This is a genomic window from Selenomonas sp., assembly GCF_057272215.1.
Map to the genome: position 1 here is coordinate 193,472 of NZ_DBHIUY010000005.1, position 18,934 is coordinate 212,405.

Annotated in this window: 7 protein-coding genes; 4 read left to right on the forward strand and 3 right to left on the reverse strand. The window is 59.0% G+C overall.

The window, feature by feature from the left end; all coding sequences use genetic code 11:
- Window positions 1–80 precede the first annotated feature (80 nt).
- The 3 genes from ACO5Z0_RS06435 to ACO5Z0_RS06445 are packed head-to-tail and all read right to left on the reverse strand — an operon-like array spanning window position 81 to window position 3,899.
- Window positions 81–1,853, reverse strand: a complete 1,773-nt coding sequence (locus ACO5Z0_RS06435; RefSeq protein ID WP_485649617.1) for an ABC transporter ATP-binding protein — start codon at window positions 1,851–1,853, stop codon at window positions 81–83.
- On the reverse strand, window positions 1,834–3,582 hold the full coding sequence (locus ACO5Z0_RS06440; protein ID WP_485649618.1) for an ABC transporter ATP-binding protein: 1,749 nt from the start codon (window positions 3,580–3,582) through the stop codon (window positions 1,834–1,836). Before ACO5Z0_RS06440 ends, ACO5Z0_RS06435 begins: the two co-directional genes overlap by 20 nt.
- A gap of 11 nt (window positions 3,583–3,593) precedes the next feature.
- On the reverse strand, window positions 3,594–3,899 hold the full coding sequence (locus ACO5Z0_RS06445; protein WP_485649619.1) for a hypothetical protein: 306 nt from the start codon (window positions 3,897–3,899) through the stop codon (window positions 3,594–3,596).
- A 61-nt stretch (window positions 3,900–3,960) separates the two neighbouring features.
- Here ACO5Z0_RS06445 and ACO5Z0_RS06450 point away from each other — a divergent pair, with 61 nt between their 5' ends.
- The 4 genes from ACO5Z0_RS06450 to ACO5Z0_RS06465 form a co-directional block, all read left to right on the forward strand.
- On the forward strand, window positions 3,961–4,767 hold the full coding sequence (locus tag ACO5Z0_RS06450; RefSeq protein WP_485649620.1) for an ion transporter: 807 nt from the start codon (window positions 3,961–3,963) through the stop codon (window positions 4,765–4,767).
- An 807-nt stretch (window positions 4,768–5,574) separates the two neighbouring features.
- Entirely contained in the window at window positions 5,575–10,512 is a 4,938-nt protein-coding gene (locus tag ACO5Z0_RS06455) for a YDG domain-containing protein (protein ID WP_485649621.1), read from the forward strand.
- 269 nt (window positions 10,513–10,781) lie between these two features.
- Window positions 10,782–15,398: a YDG domain-containing protein gene (locus tag ACO5Z0_RS06460; protein ID WP_485649622.1), complete on the forward strand. Its 4,617-nt coding sequence runs from the start codon at window positions 10,782–10,784 to the stop codon at window positions 15,396–15,398.
- 105 nt (window positions 15,399–15,503) lie between these two features.
- Window positions 15,504–18,934: YDG domain-containing protein (locus ACO5Z0_RS06465; RefSeq protein ID WP_485649623.1), on the forward strand; the 3,431-nt coding region annotated here is incomplete at its 3' end.

Here is an 18,934-nt window from a genome sequence, read left to right on the forward strand (position 1 = left end):
ACTTCATGAAATACAAAGGAATGTATGCATAGAAAAACATCCTCTCGTGTCAGGGCGAGAGAATGTTTTTCTGTTTGCTGTCATCTGCTTTTGTGCGGATCTGTTGAAGACGATAATTTCCAGCCGACGGCAGCTTTGCGTGCTGCGATAAAGTCGGCGTAGATGCCGTGCGCGGCAATCAGCTCTTCGTGTGTTCCGCGCTGAACGATCCTGCCGTCTGCGACGACGAGAATTTGTGCGGCATTTCGAACGGTGTTCAGTCGATGGGCAATCATGATGACGGTCTTGTTCTGCGTCAGCGCTTCGATTGCCTGCTGCAGCCGATCCTCGTTCTCCGGATCGACATTTGCCGTCGCTTCGTCGAATATGATGATGGGCGCGTCCTTGAGGATGGCGCGGGCGATGGAGATGCGCTGTTTTTCGCCGCCCGAAAGATTCGCGCCGCCCTCGCCGACCACTGTTTCGTAGCCGTCCGGCAGCTGCATGATGAAATCATGGCACGCTGCCTTTTTTGCTGCTTCAATGACCTCTGCGCGGGTCGCCTGCGGGCGTCCGAAGCGGATGTTGTTCTCGATCGTGTCGCAAAAGAGGTTGACGCGCTGAAAGACAATGCTGATCTGCGCCATTAGAGATTCAAGCGTATATTCTTTGATATTGTGACCGCCGATGGAGATGGCGCCCGCATCGACATCCCAGAAACGTGCGATGAGATGGCACAGCGTCGTCTTGCCGGAGCCGCTCGGTCCGATAATCGCCGTCAGACTACGCGCGGGAATCTTTGCAGAGATGTCGCAGAGGAGAGGCTTTTCGCCGTAAGAAAAGGATACATGGTCAAATGTGATGTCATGATGTGCGGGCGCAATATCTTTGCCGTCCGCATCGAGCTGCGGTATGGCGTCCGTTTCGTTCGCCTCGTCGATGGAGGCGCATACGGCGCGAAGCAGGGCAAGCGCGCTGCCTGCGGACTCGATCTGCTTATAGGCGATGAAGGAGAACACGATGCACATGACTGTGTCCAGCAGCGTCATTGTTCCCGTGAGATGTGCATAGAGGGCGGCGGCGATGATCAGAACGCTGAAAAAGCGCAGCGTGAGTTCCTGTGCCGCTATATAGGGAGTAAAGAGCCGCTCCATTGCAAGATTGGCGCGTTCGCTTTCGGCAAGCGCACGGCGCACACGCGCATCTCCTCTGCCTGTGAGATTGAATGCCTTGATGACGTGCATACCGTGCAGCTGCTCAAGCACGGCTTCAACGAGCAGCGCCTGCGCCGCCTGCCGTTTCGGTGCGAGCAGACGCGACTTTGTCTCCATAGTCGCCGTGATCCATAGATAGACGGCGATGCCGATGATGAATACTGCGCCGATGCGCCAATCGAAGATGAGCAGCATCGGGATGAGGACGAGCGTGTTCAGAAAACCTGTCAGCGTGTGGACGAGCACCCTGGATGCCGTTTCCTCTACATCACCGAGTACCGTCGTTGCGACCCCCGTGATCCGCCCGAGACTGGTTTCGTTGAAATAACCCATTGGGACGCGCTTGAGATGCTCACCGATGGCGATGCGCTTGTTCGCTGCCATGAAGTAGCCCGCATGGACACGCTGCAGCTGCGAAATGTATTCGGCTGCGGATCTGCCGAGGATGCTGACGGCGAGGATGGCAAGCGCCTGTATCGCCGTATCCGTACCATTCGCGTGCTCGATAAGCCCCTTCAAGACGACGTAGAGCGCCGCAATCTGCAGGGCGTGGAACACGGCGTAGAGCACGCCGAGCAGAACCGAATAATTGAGGTTTCTTTGTTCCCTGCCGGCAAACGCCCAGATTTTTCGGAGTGCGTCAAGCATTTTCTTCACCATCCTTTGCACGGATATGCGCCTGCCACATGCTGCGGTATGCTGAAGAGTCCGAAAGGAGCTGTGCGTGCGTTCCCTTTGCTGAGACTGTACCATCTGCGATGAGGAAGATCGTGTCTGCGTCGGTGATGGTGGAGAGGCGGTGTGCGATGATGATGACCGTCTTGCCCGTGATCAGCCGGGCAACGGCACGCTGGATGATCGCCTCATTCTCCGGGTCAATGTAAGCCGTCGCTTCGTCGAGTATGACGATGGGCGCATCCTTCAGCATGGCGCGTGCAATCGCAATGCGCTGCCGTTCGCCGCCCGAAAGGTGGCTGCCGCCGCTGCCGACGACGGTATCGTAGCCGTGTGCGAGCCGTCGGATGAAATCCGCGCAGCCCGAAAGCTCTGCCGCACGCTCGACTTCCGCATCGGTCGCCGAGATCCTGCCAAGACGGATGTTCGCGCGGATCGTGTCGTCGAAAAGATAGGTATCCTGCGCGACGAAGGAAACCATATCATAGAGATCGGGCAGCGGGATGTCTTTCAGATCGCGCCCGCCAATGCGGATCATGCCGCTTTTTACATCCCAATATCCGGCGATGAGACGCGCAAGCGTAGATTTTCCGCTGCCGCTTTCTCCAACGAAAGCATTCAGTGTTCCGCTTGGGATCATGAGGCTGATATCGTTCAGGACGTTTTTCGTTCCATCGTAGCTGAAGGAGACGTGATCTGCGATGATGTCTGTCGTCTCAATGGGGCGCGATTCCACCGCATGGCGCTGCTCCTCGGCAGAGAGAAACTCGTCGACAGCATCGACGGTCGTGCCGACTTTTGCCAGCGCGTCGATGAAGTTGAGTGAGGCAAGCAGTGGACCTGCAATTCCGAGGGAGAGGATGATCGTCTGGATAAAGACGTCCATCGGCAGCGTGCCGTCTTGATATAAAAGCCATCCCACGGGCAGTACGGTAATCAGTATTGTCGGGGAGACGACTTTCCCGAGGGACATAGGCAGCTGGCAATGCAGCATCCAGCGATAATAATAGGAAGCGTTTGCAAGCACCTTTTCTGAAAACTTTTCGTAGGAAGCTGCGCCTTGGTTGAATGCCTTGATGACTTCGATACCGCCGATGTACTCGACGACAGCGGCGTTCATCTCGTTCGTCGTCTGTACTGCGCCCGCATATTTTTCCTCGTAGTCGCGCATGACAATCGCCATAAAGATCATACCGACGGGAATGGAGACGAGCGAGAGAAGCGCCATGCGTACGTCGAGGATGAGCAGATAGACGAAGATGCACAGGGGACCGAACGTATTCGCTGTCAACTCCGGCCATAGATGGGCGATCGTGCGCTCCATGCTTTCGACCTGATCGACGATCGTATGCTTCATCGAGCCGCTTGCGTGATGGATTACGACGCCGAGCGGGAGCTTGGGAAGCTTTTCGAGGATGCGCGTGCGGATGTCGCGCAGCACTGCGAATGCCGCGCGGTGCGACAGCGCAAGAGCCTGTGCATATAGGATGCTGCGCAGGGCGTAGCCGACGAAAGCGGCAAGGCATAGGATGAAATAGAAATGCGGTGCTGCCGGCGTTTCTGAGAGAAGCGCTGTAATCATTTTTGCCGCCGCCCAGTAGGGGACAATCCCCGCGAGTACGCCGATAGCCGCCAGTGCGATCGCCATGCGCAGCCGTCTGTGCTCCGCAGCGGCGAGCTGCCATAGCCGCCGCATAGGGCTTGTTTTTTCCATAGGAAATCCTCCTAAAGAGATTTGATTTTATTATCAATTATAAAGCGGCTTGAAGTGCGTGACAAGCGGTAATTTTCTCTTATCTTTGTATATTTCTCGTGGGAGCAGGGATTTGACTGAGAGGACTGCGCCCACGCAAAGGAATCATCGCGTTGCCGATCTTGAGGGGAATGATGATTCTCAAAGCGGTTGGTTTGTGTTATACTAGGCAATGGCGCAAGCATCCCTTGGATGTTTCTGTCGTTGCCTGCAGAAGCGTTGATCGATTCAGCCGCCTGTGCTGAAACATCCGCGCTTCCTATACCGAACAAAGGCATGTCGCACCTTTGTTTTTCTTCCTATGGTGCCGTCGGCGACAGCGGCGGAATGGAGTTTATTATGAACGTACTGGAAAAAGCGCTTCATTGGAAGCATACGCAAAAGATCATCACTTTTGTCATCATCCTCAATGCCGCAGTATTGGGCATATTGACGGATCGGACGCTGTCCCCCGAAGAAGTCTTGTTTCTGGAAGCGATCGACAAAGCCTGTCTGGTGATTTTCACCGTCGAGTTGATTGTAAAACTGCTCGTTTATCGGCGAAATTTTTGGTCAGAGGGCTGGAACATCTTCGACTTCGTCATCGTCCTCAGCTCCATCATCTTCATCTCATCCAGCATTTCGGTCATACGAGCCTTCCGTATCTTCCGACTGCTCAAGGCACTCGCGGAGTTCCCCGAGCTGCAGATCCTCGTATCGTCCATGCTCAAGGCGATCCCCAGCATGACGTGGGCGCTTCTGCTGCTCTTCATCGTATTCTATATCTTTGCGGTTTTCGGCAGCACGATGTACGGCGATACGTTCCCCGAGCTGTTCGGCGACATCGGCGGCTCCATGTTCACCCTGTTCCAAGTCATGACCTTTGAATCATGGGCGACCGCTGTGGCAAGGCCGATCATGGCAACGTACTCTTATGCATGGGTATACTTTTTGGTGTTCATCCTTCTTACTGCCATTACGCTCTTGAATGTCATGGTGGGCATCGTGGTCGAAGCCGTCGGCACCATTTCAGAAGCGGTCAAGCAGAAGCAGGCAGCCGATGCGGCGGAAAACGCACCTTCCGAAGTGCGCGAAGCCGACGAAGTGGAAGCAGAAATCCGTATGCACCTTGCGCAAATCGAGGAATTACTAAAAAAGCGCTGCTAAGCTATATAAAATGAAGTCGCCCGAATTCATTTTACAATTAACCTTTGCATTTTATCCATCCCCCACAACAAAAAAAGACAGCCCACAAGCTGCCTTCGTATGCTATAATATACTCGGTGCTACCAAGACGGTAGGCGGTCGATTCTTAGCCCCTGAAAGGGGGCGCTGCTTATGGAACTGTACGATTTTTTATCGTTGATGTTCATGGTGACGATTTGCGTCGTTGCTTTAAAAGCAAAATAAGAATCCCCCGCCACGAGCGACCAACTTAGGCGGGGGATTCTCTCTCACTGTAGATTGGGGCTGACCGTCTACCGGTAGCACCTTTTCTATGTCTATTATACGACATAGCCCCCGCCGCGTCAAATCGCCTGCGCGTAGTCCGTCACAGCCCTGCGCAAATGCGCGGGCGGCTTCATTTATCGTTGATGTTCATGGTGACGATTTGCGTCGTTGCTTTAAAGGCAAAATAAGAAAACCCGCCTGACCCTAGCAAGTTTAGGCGGGTTTTCTCACTATTCTTGAGCGGGGCTGACCGTCTACCGGTAGCACCTTTTCTATGTCTATTATACGACATAGCCCCCGCTACGTCAAATCGCCTGCGCGTAGTCCGTCACATCTCTGCGCAAATTCGGGCGATTTCATTGATAAAAGACGCCTTAGAACAGCTGCCCGTACCCATGCTTTCGCGACCTCTTTCCTATAAAATACCACCACTTTTTGCAATTTGCTTGCTTGCCATATAAGCGTTGTATTATGGTATAAAAAATATAATTTCGAATCGGTTCCATAGAGAGGGAGAATGCCATGAAACGCATAGAAAGGCAGCAGCTTTATCGCGCCGTCGTCTGCGCCATTTTCGCAGGCGTCATCGCCGCGCCCTTTGCCGAAGAGACGGCTTACGCGCTGCCCGTCGAGGGCACGAACGCAGCGGCGAATGCGGGAACGGCGGATATTTCCACCGCCGATAAAACCATGAACATCGCGGGCAAAAGCGATCACAACATCCTCAAGTGGGAGGACTTCTCCGTCGAAAAGGACGAGATGGTAAAATTCGACGGCGGCGCCAAGACAAAAGACTATCTGAACCTCGTCACAGGCGAGGGCGCGTCGAACATCTACGGCAAAATCCAGGGCGGCAGGAACGTCTACCTCGTCAATCCGCACGGCATCCTCTTCGCCAAGGGATCTGAGGTCAATACGGGTGCGCTCTACCTCTCGACGGCGAATCCCGCTGATATTGCGGCGGCGACGAGTACATTCAAGGCAAACGGCACAAGCCCCCTCTCTGCGTCTGCGCAGACGGGCAACGTGCTGAACCTCGGCACGGTGCAGGCGAACAGCCTCTATATCGAGGGCAAAAACGTCACCGTCCTCGATACGAATAACGTGACGGACGAGCATGGAACGCCGCTTCGTGGTACGATCGGCGGTATAGGGACGAAGGCGAAGGTTCGGATCTACAGCGAGCAAACACCGCACATCGGCTACAAGGTCGCCAATACAACGACGATCAAAATCAACGTGAATGGCAAAGATGAGCAGTATACGGTTTCCGACTATGCGAATCCGAGGCTCATCGCATCTGCATCCGTGCGCGCGTGGGATGTGAAGAAGCTCAATGGCGGCGGTGATCATTCCGGCTATGACTATATGCTCGTGCATGACGTCTACGAACTCCAGAACATGGATGCGAGGGTGGACATGAGGCACGGCAGATACATGCTCGCGCATGACATCGACGCGCGTGCGACACGCAGTTGGTATCCGTCGACATACATGGGTAAGACCTACTACCGGGGCTTCCTGCCGGTTGGACGCGTAGACGAGGGAGAAGGCTACAGCAATCCCTTTAAGGGACGATTTGACGGCGTCGGGCACAAGATCACGGGACTTCACATTGAGCGAAGTATGGTCGCTGCCGGGCTGTTCAGCCGGGCATGGGGGGCGGTCATCGAAAATGTTTCCATCTCGGAAGGGTATGTGGAGGGAACTGTTGGGTTCGGTGGCTTTGTGGGAAATGCAGAGGCGGGGAGCATCATTCGGAACGTCTCCTTTAGCGGCAAGGTGTGCTTCGCTGGCGCTGATTCGATTGGCGGCATTGTGGGATGGGGGAGTAATTTTACCATTGAGAACGCCTGCAACAAGGGGACGGTCAGTGCAGAAGCGTCAGAGAAGATCGGCGGCATTATAGGATCGGGGGAACGAGTTACCCTTAAGAATGTCTGCAATGAGGGGACGGTCACAGGGAAAGCGCAGGTTGGCGGCATTGCGGGATGGATAAAGGAAAGTACCGTGCAGAACGCTCTGCATACGGGAACCGTGCAGCGAATGGCATCCGCATGGGATGGCAGTAGAGCGAAGAGCGTCGGCAGCATTGTGGGGACGGCGGACAACAGCCGGATTCGCGGTGCCGTATGGAGAGAGGGGGGGTTCACGGATAAGATGGAAACCTTCCCAACGGACCCCCCATCGGAAGCCCGTGCGGTCGGCGAATTGCTGAATCATTCTACGGCGGAGTACGTCAAGAAACGCAGCATGGAGCAGATAAAGCAGGCGGCGACCTATCAGGACTGGAAGGACGATCAGGGGAAAGCCGTCGTCTCCGGCGAGGGCGGCAAGGGGACGCCGTGGCGCATCTACGAGGGACATACGACGCCGCTCCTCACGGGACTGATGCGGGGGACGAAGTGGGTCAAGAACGCTGAGAAGGTCTACGATGGCGCCGCGCTGACCGGTACAGACCATATCCGCTTCGATGCAGAGAAAAACGTCGGCACATACCATGCGTACAGCGAAACGTATGACCTCATCGGCGGCGCCTACACGATCAAAAAGCGCACGCTGACCCTTGCCGATGTCGCGGCGCAGACCAAAACCTACGACGGCAAGACAGACGCAGACGCATCGAAGTTCCGCGCGAGGCTCACGGGTGTCGTCAATGGCGAGGAAAACCTTGTATCGGCGACCGTCGCAGGCGCGGCGTACAACAGCAAGGATGTCGCTTCGGCGAATCGCATTGACTACACAGGCGTCACGCTCCACGGTGCGGGCGCGGGGAACTACACCATCGCGGGTACCGCGCAGGGCGCGGGCAGGATCACGCCGAAGCAGCTGAATCTCGCCCTTGCAGGCGGCGCACGCTTTGACAAGACCTACGACGGCAATGCGAACGTCACGCAGACGCTCACGAAGGGGACGCACTACACCCTCACCGGCTTTGTCGGCACGGAAGGGACAGGCATCGGGCTAAGCTCCGCCACAGGCAAATACACCGATAAGAACGCAGGCGCGGGCAAAAACGTGCGCTTTGACGGACTGCGCCTGACGGGTGCGGGCGCGGACAACTATGCGACGGACAAGACCACCCTCACGGGAACGGGAACCATCGCGCCGCGTGTGTTGACCCTCGGCGCGGTCGAATCGCAGACCAAGACCTACGACGGCACGAGAGCCGCAGATGCATCGAAGTTCCGCGCAGGACTGAACCATGCCGTCGCGGGGGACGACATCACAGCCGCCGCCGCAGGTGCGGCGTACAACGATAAGAACGTCGCTCGGGCGAATCGCATCGACTACACAGGGCTGACGCTCACGGGAACGGACGCGGGGAACTACACACTCGCCGCCACGACCGCACAGGGGGCGGGAGCCATCACGCGGCGTGCGCTGACGCTCGGCGCAGTCGCGGCGCAGAGCAAAACCTACGACGGCAATACGGCGGCTGACGCATCGAAGTTCCGCGCGACGCTCGCGGGTGTCGTCGCCGGCGAAAAAAACAGCGTGAGCGCAACCGCCGCAGGCGCGACGTACAACAGCAAGGATGTCGCTGCGGCAAACACCGTCCACTACACGGGCGTCGCCCTCACGGGAACGGGCGCGGGGAACTACACCATCGCCACGACCGCAGAGGGCGCGGGCACGATCACGCGGCGTGCGCTGACGCTCGGCGGCGTGATGGCGCAGAGCAAAACCTACGACGGCACGACCTCGGCAGACGCCGCGCAGTTCCACGCGACACTCGGCGGCTTCGTCGCCGGCGAAGAAAACAGCGTGAGCGCAACTGCCGCAGGCGCGGCGTACAACGACAAAAACGTCGCTCGGGCAAACACCGTCCACTACACAGGCGTCGCCCTCACGGGAACGGGCGCGGGGAACTATACCATCGCCACGACCGCGCAGGGGACGGGAGCCATCACGCCGCGTGCGCTGACGCTCGGCGCAGTCGAGGCGCAGACCAAGACCTACGACGGCACGACAGCCGCAGACACAGCGAAGTTCCGCGCGAGACTGAACAATGCCGTCGCGGGGGACGACATCACAGCCGCCGCCACAGGTGCGGCGTACAACGATAAGAACGTCGCCGGCGCGAATCGCATCGACTACACAGGGCTGACGCTCACGGGTGCGGACGCGGGGAACTACACACTCGCCGCAGGAGCCGCAGAGGGCGCGGGCACGATCACGCGGCGTATGCTGACGCTTGACGATGTCGCGGCGCAGACCAAAACCTACGACGGCAATACGGCGGCAGACGCATCGAAGTTCCGCGCGACGCTCGGCAATGTCGTCGCTGGCGAAGAAAACAGCGTGAGCGCAACCGCCACGGGTGCGGCGTACAACGACAAGAACGTCGCTCGGGCAAACACCGTCCACTACACAGGCGTCGCCCTCACGGGAACGGGCACGGCGAACTACACCATCGCGGGTACCGCAGAGGGCGCGGGCAGGATTACGCCGAAGCAGCTGAATCTCGCCCTTGCAGGCGGCGCACGCTTTGACAAGACATACGATGGCACGGCGAACGTCACGCAGTCCCTCACGAAGGGCGGGAACTATACCCTCGACGGCTTTGTCGGCACGGAAGGGACAGGCATCGAGCTAGGCTCCGCCACAGGCAAATACACCGACAAGAACGCGGGCACGGACAAAAACGTGCGCTTTGACGGACTGCGCCTGACAGGCGATGGCGCGGGCAACTATGCGCTCGACAAGACCACGCTCACGGGAACGGGAACCATCACGCGGCGTGCGCTGACCCTCGGCGCGGTCGAGACGCAGACCAAGACCTACGACGGCACGACAGCCGCAGACACAGCGAAGTTCCGCGCGGGACTGAACAATGCCGTCGCGGGGGACGACATCACAGCCGCCGCTGCAGGTGCTGCATACAATGACAAGAACGTCGTCGGCGCAAGTCGCGTCGACTACACAGGCGTTGCGCTCACGGGTGCGGACGCGGGGAACTACACACTCGCCGCCACGACCGCAGAGGGGGCGGGAGCGATCACACACCGCACACTGACCCTCACCGCCGATGAGAAGCACGCCGTGCAGGGGCGTCGGATGCCCGCCTTCACGGGGCGTGCGGACGGCTTTGCCCACGGCGAGGACATGAGCGTATTCGCCCCGGGCAGTCTCACGTTCAAGAGCGCCGTCGCCAATACGGACACCGCCGGCAAATACGCCGTCACAGGCAGCATTGACGGCGTGTCGGGAGGCATCCTCGGCAACTACCGCATCACGCAGGCGGCGGGCAACGCACGCGCGTTCATCATCCACGTCGCGCCCGGGGTGAGCGGACTCTTCGCCTCGCTGGTGCAGGGCGCAAAGCCCGTATTCGACGACGGCTTCAGCCAGACCGTCGACATCTTCGGCACTGCGCGTCCCATCCGCGTCGCAACGCTCGGCATCTACCGCTTCGATGCAGAGACGGATTTGGAAAACCGAGGTATGCGCCTTTGACGTGCGTGCCGCCGATGAAAGCAATGGAAGACTTGCCGAGGAAGCGCTGAAATCTAGGGAAGCGCTGATAAAATGAGGTCGCCCAGATTTGCACAGATGCGCTGTATCTATCGAGGAGACAAACCACAGGCGTAGCGGTGCTACGTCGAGGATTTGTCGACGACGAGAGGACAGCGCAGATGTGTGAAGATGGGTGGCTGAATTTATCAGTGATTCCCTAGCATTTCCGAACATATAAGAAACCTGTCCAAAAGAAAGGACGAAGCAATATGAAAACAGCATCGAACAAACAGCTGCGCCGCACCATCCTCTGCGCCATCTTCGCGGGCGCACTCGCCGCGCCCTTTGCCGCGCAGACGGCGTATGCGCTGCCCATCGAGGGCGCGAACGCCGCGACGAACAAGACCGAGGCGAATATCACTACCGCCGACAAGACGATGGACATCATGGGCAAGACCGCGCACAATATCCTCAAATGGGAGAACTTCTCCATCGAAAAGGACGAGAAGGTGCGCTTCGATAACGGCGCAAAGACGAAGGACTATCTGAACCTCGTCACGGGCGAGGGCGCGTCGAACATCTACGGCAAGATCGAGGGCGGCAAAAACGTCTATCTCGTCAACCCGCACGGCATCCTCTTCGCCAAAGGCTCTGAGGTCAATACGGGCGCACTCTACCTCTCGACGGCGAATCCCACAGACATTGCCACAGCGACGAACGCATTCAAGACAAACGGCACAAGCCCCCTCACAGCGACCGCGCAGATGGGCGACGTGCTGAACCTCGGCACGGTAAAGACGAGCAAACTCTACATCGAGGGCAAGAACGTCAAAGTCCTCAACACGGATGATGTGAAGAACATGGCGGGCAATGCGCCGCTTACGGGCAGCGCGGTCACCATCCGCAGCGAGGAAACGCCGCATATCGGCTACGATGTCGCCAATACCACGATGCGGAACTTTACCGTAAACGGCGTAACTTCATCGAAGACGGTCTCCGACTATGCGAGCACGAATGTCGCGCATCATGCTGCATCTGCAAAATCGCGCGGATGGGATGTCAAAAAGCTGAACGGCACCGATGCGCATACGGACTATGACTATATGCGCGTGCATGACGTCTACGAGCTGCAGCACATGGACGCGAAGAAGGTGAATGCAGGGTTTACCGGGTCGGATAAGAAGATTATCGGCAGATATATGCTCGCCGGCGACATCGACGCGAGCGAGACAAAGAACTGGACCGAGGGCTTTCAGCCGATTGGCAGTTCTGATAATAGCATGGGGGCCTTTACGGGACGATTTGACGGCGCTCGGCACACGATCACGGGGCTTACCATTAATCCACCGGACGATACTTTTGGGGAGGTTTCGCGCGGGATGTTTGGATACATTGAGTATGCGCGCGTCGAGAATGTCTCCCTGAAGGATGCCTCCGTGTCGGGAGCGGAAAGCGTCGGCGGCATTGTGGGAACTGCAGTACGGTCTACCATACGGAACGTCTCCTTCAGCGGTAGGGTCTATGGAAGCGGTACTGCGGTCGGCGGCATTGTGGGAACGCTAGAACAAGGAGGAAGTAGGATTGAGAACGCCTACAATGAGGGCACGGTCGAAGGGCGCAAGGCTGTCGGCGGCATTGTGGGATATGCGCCTTTCAGCGTCACCGTTCAGAACGTCCGGAATGCGGGCAAGGTCATAGGAAATGAGATGCTCGGCGGCATTGCGGGCGTGGTAGAGGAATACAGCAGCCTTCGGAACGCCGTGCAGACGGGAACCGTGGAGCAACGATCGGGACAGACGGATTCGCACGTCGGCAGCGTTGTGGGATTTTTGAAGGATGCCACGCTCAGCCATGCCGTATGGAAGGAGGGCAGTGCAAAGGATGGGAGCGGCACTTTGATCCGGAAGGGCATCGGCAGAGAGCAGGGAAATACTACAGTGCGCGATGTCAAAGAGCGCAGCTTGGACGATATGAAGAAGGCGGCGACATACGCGGAATGGGGCAGCGACGTTGCCACCGAGGGCGGCAAGGGTGCGCCGTGGCGCATCTACGACGGCAAGACCTTGCCGCTGCTCAAGGCATTCCTCAAGACGAAGCATCTTGCAAACCGCGAGAAGGTCTACGACGGCACGGCTCCGACGATTGCGGGTCTCGCCCCCGGTATCACATGGGCGGCAGGGAAGGATGCCGGCACATATCATGCCTACAGCGAGCAGTATGACATCACCGGCGGCGCGTACACAGTCAAGCCGAAGGAGCTGACGCTCGGCTTTACGAACGGCACGCGCTTTGACAAGACCTATGACGGGGGGAGCGATACCGCCGCGCGGACGCTCACGAAGGGGCAGCACTATCGTCTCGATGGCTTTGTCGGCAACGATGGCTCAGATGTCGAACTGGCGGGTGCTGTCACGGGCAAGTATGCGGACAAGAACGCAGGCAAGGATAAGGAAGTGACGTTCAAAAATCTCGCGCTCACGGGCACGGGTGCGAAGAACTATACCATCAAAAAGGCGCAGGGCGTGGGGACAATCACGCCGAAAGAGCTGACGCTCGACCTCGTGGGCAGTACGCGCTTTGACAAGACCTACGACGGCAATGCAAACGTCACGCGGGCACTCGCGAAGGGGACAGACTATACCCTTGACGGCTTTGTCGGCAGCGAGGGCACGGGCATCACGGTCACGGGCACAGGCACATACACGGACAAGAATGCCGCCGCAGACAAAACCGTCACGTTTAACGGGCTGACGCTCACGGGCACGGGCGCGGGCAACTACACGCTGAACAAGACCACGCTCACGGGCATAGGCACGATCATGCGGCGTGCGCTGACGCTCGGCGCAGTCGCGGCACAGACAAAGACCTACGACGGAAATACATTGGCAGACGCATCGAAGTTCGGCGCGGTACTGAACAATGCCATCGCGGGTGACAAGGTGACGGCGACCGCCACGGGTGCGGCGTACAACGACAAGAACGTCGCCGGGGCGAATCGCATCGACTACACAGGCGTCGCCCTCCGTGGTGCGGATGCCGGGAACTACACGCTCGCCGCGACCACGGCGCAGGGCGTGGGCACGATCACAAAGCGTGCGCTGACCGTTGATACCGTCGCGGCGCAGAGCAAGACCTACGACGGCACGACCACCGCAGATGCGTCGAAGTTCCGCGCGACGCTCGGCAATGTCGTCGAGGGCGAGGAGAACAGCGTCACCGCGACCGCTGCGGGCGCGACGTACAACGACAAGAACGTCGCGGGGGCAAGCAAGGTCAACTATACGGGTGTTCAGCTTACCGGCACAGGCGCGGCGAACTACAGCCTCGCCGCGACAACGGCAGAGGGCGCGGGCACGATCACGAAGCGTGCGCTGACCGTCGGCACAGTCGCGGCGCAGAGCAAGATTTACGACGGCAAGACAGCCGCAGACGCATCGAAGTTCCGCGCGACGCTCGGAAATGTCGTCGCGGGCGAGGAAAGCAGCGTGACCGCGACCGCCACGGGCGCGGCGTACAACGATAAGAACGTCGCGGGGGCAAACACCGTCCACTACACAGGCGTCGCCCTCACGGGTACGGGCGCGGGCAACTACAGTATCGCCGACACCGCGCAGGGTGCGGGTACGATCACGAAGCGTGCGCTGATGCTTGGCGAAGTCGGGGCGCAGAGCAAGACCTACGACGGCACGACCTCGGCAGAAACAGCGAAATTCCGCGCGGCACTGAACAACACGGTCACAGGCGACAGCGTGACGGCGACCGCCACAGGTGCGACGTATAACGATAAGAACGTCGCGGCGGCAAATCGCATCGACTACACAGGCGTCGCTCTCGCAGGTGCGGACGCAGGCAACTACAGCCTCGCCGAGAACACGGCGCAGGGCAAGGGCACGATCACGCGGCGCACGCTGACCGTTGGCACTGTCACGGCGCAGACAAAGACCTACGACGGCACGAGAGCCGCAGACGCAGCAGCGTTCCGCGCAACACTCGATAACGTCGTCGCGGGCGAAGAAAACAGCGTCACGGCGACCGCTGCGGGCGCGGCATACGACGACAAGAACGTCGCCAAGGCAAGCAAGGTCAACTACACAGGCGTCAAGCTCACAGGCACAGGCGCGGGGAACTATACCATCGCCGACACCGCGCAGGGGGCGGGCACGATCACGAAGCGCACGCTGACCGTTGATACAGTCGCGGCGCAGACGAAGATCTACGATGGCACGACCGCCGCTGACGCATCGAAGTTCCGCGCGGCGCTCAGTAATACCATCGCGGGAGACGATGTCACAGCCGCCGCCGCAGGTGCAGCCTACAACGACAAGAACGTCGCAGGGGCAAATCGCATCGACTACACGGGCATTGACCTCCGTGGTGCGGATGCGGGGAACTACAGCATCGCCAATACAGCGCAGGGAGCGGGCAGTATCACGCACCGCGACCTCACGCTGACCGCCGACGCGGCAAGTGTCACGCAGGGAGAGCCGCTGCCTGCTTTCACAGGCAAAGCGCAGGGCTTTGTCGATGGTGAGGACGAGCGCGTATTCGGTGCGGACGGCTTGACGTTTGAGAGTACAGTGAAGAATACCGAAACGCCCGGCAGCTACGGCGTCACAGGGCGCATCGGCGGCGTCACGGACGGCGTCCTCGGCAACTACCGCATCCGACAGGCGACAGGCAATGCGACGGCGTTCACTGTCAATGCCATGCCGACCGCAAACGGCATCCTTGCCGCACTCGTGCAGGACGCGAAGCCCGTCTTTGACGATGGCTTCGGCGACACCGTCTACCTCTACGGCACACTGCGTCCCATCCGCGCCATGACGCTCGGACTCTACCGCTTCGATGCAAAGAATGATTTGGAAAACCGAGGTATGCGCCTTTGACGTGCGTGCCGCCGATGAAAGCGACGGAAGACTTTCCGAGGAAGCGCTGAAATCCAGCATTTCCGAACATATAAGAAACCTGTCCAAAAGAAAGGGCGAAGCAATATGAAAACATCATCGAAGAAGCAGCTGCGCCGCACCATCCTCTGCGCCATCTTTGCAGGCATCGTCGCCGCCCCCTTTGCCGCGCAGACGGCGTATGCTCTGCCCATCGAGGGCGCGAACGCCGCAGCGAACGCAGGAGAGGCGAATATTTCAACGGGCGGCACGGTCATGGACATCGTTGGCAAGACCGAGCACAATATCCTCAAATGGGAGGACTTCTCCATCGACTCGGGCGAGAAGGTACGCTTCGATAACGGTACGCAGACAAAGGACTATCTGAACCTCGTCACGGGCGAGGGTGCGTCGAACATCTACGGCACGATCGAGGGCGGCAGAAACGTCTACCTCGTCAACCCGCACGGCATTCTCTTCGCTAAGGATTCGCAGGTCAATACGGGCGCACTCTACCTCTCGACGGCGAATCCCACAGATCTTGCCGCAGCAACGACCGCATTCAAGGCAAACGGCACAAGCCCGCTCTCCGCGACCGCACAGATGGGCGACGTGCTGAACCTCGGCACGGTAAAGACGAGCAAACTCTACATCGAGGGCAAGAACGTCAAAGTCCTCAACACGGATGACATACAGAACACAGACGGTACGGCACTCACGGGGACGAACGTCAAGATCCGCAGCGCCGAGACCCCGCATATCGGCTACGATGTTGCCAATCGAGCGACGGCGAACTTCGACGAGAGCGGCGGTTCTGTGTCGCATAGCTTCTATGACTATGCGCATCCGAACACCTCGAAATCTGCAAGCGCACGCGGATGGGATGTAGCGAACCTTGGCGGCACGGCGCATACGGACTATGACTATATGCGCGTGCACGACGTCTACGACCTGCAGAATATCAATGCGAAACGGGATGGCAGATACATCCTCGCGGGTGACATCGACGCGACGGCGACAACGCATTGGAACAGCGGCAAGGGCTTTCAGCCGCTTGGAGATGGGAGCAACGCATTTACGGGACGATTGGACGGTGCGGGACACACGTTGCGGGGGCTGTATATCAATCGTCAGGATGACATCAAGATCGGGCTGTTTGGCAGTGTCAAGTGGGCGACCATCGAAAATCTTTCCCTCCGGGATGGCAATGTGAAGGGGGACTATATGGTCGGCGGTATTGTAGGATATGCAGAGAGGGCTGTCATTCGGAACGTCTCATACGCCGGGACGGTCGACGGAACGTATACCATCGGCGGCATTGCAGGACAGGTGTCGGGCGGCAGCATTCAGAACGCATGGAATGCGGGCACGGTCAGAGGGGATAGCTCCGTCGGCGGCATTGCGGGAGTGGCGAAACGAGGCAGTACTTTTCAGAATGTCTGCAACACGGGCGCTATCAGGGGGTCTGTGGCTCAAAGCGGCGGCATTGCGGGATATATAGAGAACAGCAGGCTTCAGAATGCATGGAATGCGGGGACGGTCAGAGGGCGTCGGAAGGTCGGCGGCATTGTGGGAGAGGCGAACGGCGGCAGCATTCGCTATGCCGTATGGAAGTCGGGCAGCGCAGGGCAGGCGGTCGGTGAATCGAAAAATGGGGCTGACGTGACGACGGATGTCAAGGTCGCTCCCGAGGCGGATATGAAACTGGCGGCGACATACACGGACTGGAAGGACGAGCACGGCAACGCCGTCGTTGCGACCGAGGGCGGCAAGGGCACGCCGTGGCGCATCTACGACGGCAAGACCATGCCGCTGCTCACAGGACTGATGAAGGGCACGAAGCGCCTTGCGAAAGTCTATGACGGCAATGTCTTTGCGACAACGGACCCGCACATCACCCTCGTCCATACGGGGAAGGATGTCGGCACATACGATGCCTACAGTGACCAGTTCGGCTATGACCTCATCGGCGGCGCGACCATTACGCAGCGCGTGCTGACCATGAGCGGCGTCGCGGCGCAGAGCAAGACCTACGACGGCACGCGCGACGCAGACACCGCGCAGTTCCACGCGGCGCTGAATAACGTCGTGAGCGGCGAGGAGAGCCTTGTCACGGCGACCGCCACGGGCGCGGCGTACAACAGCAAGGATGTTGCGACGGCAAATAAAGTCAACTACGCGCTTGCACTCAGTGGTACGGGCGCGGGGAACTACACGCTCGCCGCGACCACCGTGCAGGGGGCGGGCACAATCTCTCGCCGTGCGCTGACCCTCGGCACAGTCGCGGCGCAGACGAAGACCTACGACGGAAATACATTGGCAGACGGATCGAAGTTCCATGCGGCGCTCGGAAATGTCGTCGCGGGCGAGGAGAACAGCGTGAAGGCGACCGCCACGGGTGCGGCGTACAACGACAAGAACGTCGCTGCGGCAAATACCGTCAACTATACGGGTGTTCAGCTCACAGGCACGGGCGCGGGGAACTACACGCTCGCCGCGACCACGGCACAGGGATCTGGCACGATCTCGCAGCGCGAGCTGACCGTTGGCACCGTCGCGGCGCAGAGCAAGATCTACGACGGCAATACCTCCGCAGACACGTCGAAGTTCCAAGCGACGCTGAATAATCTCGTCACAGGCGAGGAAAGCAGCGTGACGGCGACCGCTGCGGGCGCGACGTACAACGACAAGAACGTCGCCGGGGCAAATAAAGTCAGCTACACGGGAGTTGCGCTCACAGGTACAGGCGCGGGGAACTACAGTATCGCCGACACCGCGCAGGGCAAAGGCACAATCACGAAGCGTGCATTGACCCTTGGTACAGTCACAGCACAGACAAAGATCTACGACGGCACGACTGCGGCAGACGCAGGGAAGTTCCACGCGGCACTCACCAATGCCATCGCGGGCGACAGCGTGGCGGCGACCGCCACGGGTGCGGCGTACAACAGCAAGAATGTCGCGGCGGCAAGCACCATTGGCTACACAGGTGTCGCCCTCTCAGGTGCGGATGCGGGGAATTACAGTCTTGCCGCGACGACGGCGCAGGGAGCGGGCACGATCACGGCGCGTGAGCTGACCCTTGGCACAGTCGCGTCGCAGAGTAAGACCTACGACGGTACGAGAGCCGCAGACGCATCGAAGTTCAGTGCGGCACTGAACAATGCCGTCGCGGGGGATAATGTAACGGCAGCCGCTGCAGGTGCGACGTACAATGACCATAATGTCGCTGCGGCAAGAACCATTGACTACACGGGTGTCTCACTCGGAGGTTCGGATGCAGGGAATTACAGTCTCGCCGCCACAGCAGCGCAGGGTGAGGGCAGGATAACGCCGAAGGAGCTGAATCTCGCGCTCACGGGCGGCGCACGCTTTGACAAGACGTATGACGGCACGGCAAACGTCGCGCAGTCGCTCACGAAGGGGACGAACTACAATCTCAACGGCTTTGTCACGGGCGAGGGCACGGGCATCGAACTTGATACCGTCACAGGAAAATACGCCGACAAGAATGCCGCCAGAGATAAAGCCGTCACCTT